This is a genomic window from Pseudomonas sp. NPDC087639 (assembly GCF_044743385.1).
In the GTDB taxonomy this organism is placed as follows: domain Bacteria; phylum Pseudomonadota; class Gammaproteobacteria; order Pseudomonadales; family Pseudomonadaceae; genus Aquipseudomonas.
In genome coordinates this window covers 1-2940 of sequence record NZ_JBIUWI010000150.1, presented here as the reverse complement: position 1 = coordinate 2940, position 2940 = coordinate 1, and the positions used below count along the sequence as shown (strand labels likewise).

Genomic DNA, 2940 nt, shown 5'->3' with positions numbered 1-2940 from the left:
ATTGTCGTTCAGGTGAAAGTGAAGGAAGGCGATCGTTCCCGTCTGCAAGCGTTCGAAGGCGTTGTAATCGCCAAGCGTAACCGCGGCGTGAACAGTGCATTCACCGTTCGTAAGATCTCCAACGGTGTCGGCGTAGAGCGTACTTTCCAGACCTACTCCCCGCAGATCGACAGCATGGCTGTTAAACGTCGCGGTGACGTACGCAAAGCCAAGCTGTACTACCTGCGCGACCTGTCGGGTAAAGCAGCTCGCATCAAGGAAAAACTGGCTTAAGTCCAGCTTCCGATGCAGAAAAAAGCAGCCTACGGGCTGCTTTTTTGTTGCCTGCAATAAACTGCCCCCATCCTGTAGGCGCTGCGGAAGGCTGCGATCTTTTGATCTTGTTTTCGATTTGCAGTCTACTTTTTACGAGTCATCTCACATGTCTATCCGTGACCAGGAAATCGAACGCCGCACCGAACTCTCGGTGACACGCGTAACCAAAGCCGTCTTTCCGCCGACCACCAACCACCACAACACCCTGTTCGGCGGCACTGCGCTGGCGTGGATGGACGAAGTGTCGTTCATCACTGCCACACGTTTCTGCCGTTTGCCGCTGGTGACCGTGTCCACCGACCGTATCGACTTCAACCACGCGATCCCGGCCGGTTCCATCGTCGAACTGGTCGGGCGGGTGATCAAGGTCGGTAACACCAGCCTCAAGGTCGAGGTGGAAGTGTTTGTTGAAAGCATGAGCTGCGATGGTCGCGAGAAGGCGATTCATGGCCAGTTCAGCTTTGTCGCGATTGATGATGACAAGCGTCCGGTGCCGGTGTTGCCAGGGTTTTCCGCCTGAGTGTTTCGTGATCGGGTGCGCTGTGAAAAACTGTCCCCCCAGCTGTTGCTGTCTGACTTGAGCCTCTATGTCCGCCATTGACCATCCACTGATTGACCAATTCCTCGACGCCTTGTGGTTGGAGAAAGGCCTGTCCGATAACACGCGTGGCGCCTATCGCAGCGATCTGGCGCTGTTCAACGGCTGGCTGCAGGAGAAGAACCTTGAGCTGATCAACGCCGGCCGCGAGCTGATCCTCGATCACCTGGCCTGGCGTCTGGAGCAGAACTACAAGCCGCGCTCCACGGCGAGATTTCTTTCCGGTGTGCGTGGCTTTTATCGGTATCTGCTGCGGGAAAAGCTGATCACCGTCGACCCGACGTTGCGCGTCGATATGCCGCAACTGGGTAGGCCGCTGCCCAAATCGCTGTCAGAAGCTGATGTCGAAGCACTGCTCAAGGCGCCCGACCTGAGCGAAGCCATCGGCCAGCGCGACCGCGCCATGCTGGAAGTCCTCTATGCCTGCGGCCTGCGCGTGACCGAGCTGGTCAGCCTGACGCTGGAACAGGTCAACCTGCGCCAGGGCGTATTGCGGGTGATGGGCAAGGGCAGCAAGGAGCGTCTGGTGCCGATGGGCGAAGAGGCAATAGTCTGGATCGAGCGCTACATGCGTGACGGCCGTGGCGAGTTGCTTGGCGGGCGCCCCAGCGATGTGCTGTTCCCCAGCCAGCGTGGTGAACAGATGACCCGCCAGACCTTCTGGCACCGGATCAAGCATCAGGCCAAGGTCGCCGGGATCGGCAAGTCGCTGTCACCGCACACCTTGCGACATGCATTTGCCACGCATCTGCTCAACCATGGCGCTGACTTGCGCGTGGTGCAGATGCTGCTCGGGCATAGCGATCTGTCGACCACGCAGATCTACACCCACGTCGCCCGGGCGCGGTTGCAGGATCTGCATGCCAAACATCACCCGCGTGGCTGAACAAAGATCATGCAGGACGAGGGTGTGGTCTCTTGCGACAGGCGCATTCGGCCACCGTGACCTTATGTGTTAGGCTTTGCCGGTTTGCACGATGGACGGTTATGACCCGGTGTTCCGGCACGGGCGTTCTGATCGATCCATTTGTCCGCCTTCAGGAGTTCTCATGCGTCTGACCCAGATTTTCGCCGCCGCAGCCATTGCGTTGGTCAGTACCTTTGCCGTCGCCGATGACGCGGCCGACAAAGCGATTCGTCAAAGCCTGGAAAAACTCGAACTCGAGGTTCCGGTAGAAAGTATCAGTGCCAGCCCGTTGCCAGGCATGTATGAAGTCAAGCTCAAGGGCAGCCGCGTGCTGTACGCCAGCGCCGACGGCCAATACATCGTTCAGGGTTACCTGTTCCAGCTCAAGGACGGCAAACCGGTCAATCTGACCGAGAAGACCGAGCGTCTGGGCATCTCCAAACTGGTCAACGCCATCCCTGTGGCCGAAACCGTGGTTTACCCGGCCGTGGGCGAGACCAAATCGCACATCACCGTGTTCACCGACACCACCTGCCCGTACTGCCACAAGCTGCATGCCGAAGTGCCGGAGCTGAACAAGCGTGGCATCGAAGTGCGTTATGTTGCGTTTCCGCGCCAAGGCCTCGGCTCGCCGGGTGACGAGCAACTGCAAGCGGTGTGGTGCTCGAAAGACAAGAAAGCGGCCATGGACAAAATGGTCGATGGCAAGGAAATCAAGGCCGCCAAGTGCGAGAACCCGGTTTCCAGACAATTCGCTCTGGGGCAGTCGATTGGTGTGAACGGTACACCGGCCATCGTTTTGGCCGACGGACAAGTCATTCCGGGCTACCAGCCTGCGCCACAAGTCGCCAAACTGGCGCTGGGCGCCAAGTAATTCGCATCGTCACGGTCAGGCTTTGACGATCATGGTCCGGTAGCGACATCGCCGGGCCATTAATAGAGAGCCGCGAGCACGCGGTTGTTTTCCGGCCGACCCTGAGTCGGCCGTTTTATGGGGAGTTCACAGTGAATCCGGTCAAAGTAGGCATCTGTGGGTTAGGGACCGTCGGTGGCGGTACCTTCAACGTACTTCAGCGCAACGCCGAGGAAATTGCTCGTCGTGCCGGGCGTGGGATCGAAG

General features: G+C 58.7%; 5 protein-coding genes. All 5 read left to right on the top strand.

The window, feature by feature from the left end; all coding sequences use genetic code 11:
- On the top strand, positions 1 to 273 hold a 273-nt coding region (rplS, locus tag ACIOVB_RS27320), incomplete at its 5' end, for a 50S ribosomal protein L19 (protein ID WP_401272252.1).
- Between the two features lie 148 nt (positions 274 to 421).
- On the top strand, positions 422 to 835 hold the full coding sequence (locus ACIOVB_RS27315; protein WP_187680006.1) for an acyl-CoA thioesterase: 414 nt from the start codon (positions 422 to 424) through the stop codon (positions 833 to 835).
- A gap of 67 nt (positions 836 to 902) precedes the next feature.
- The gene (gene xerD, locus ACIOVB_RS27310) at positions 903 to 1799 is read left to right on the top strand and encodes a site-specific tyrosine recombinase XerD (RefSeq protein WP_187680005.1); all 897 of its coding nucleotides are present in this window, start codon (positions 903 to 905) and stop codon (positions 1797 to 1799) included.
- Between the two features lie 163 nt (positions 1800 to 1962).
- Positions 1963 to 2694, top strand: a complete 732-nt coding sequence (gene dsbC, locus ACIOVB_RS27305) for a bifunctional protein-disulfide isomerase/oxidoreductase DsbC (protein ID WP_187680004.1) — start codon at positions 1963 to 1965, stop codon at positions 2692 to 2694.
- A 131-nt stretch (positions 2695 to 2825) separates the two neighbouring features.
- Positions 2826 to 2940 (top strand): hypothetical protein (locus ACIOVB_RS27300; protein WP_401272253.1); only part of this gene is annotated, 115 nt, incomplete at its 3' end.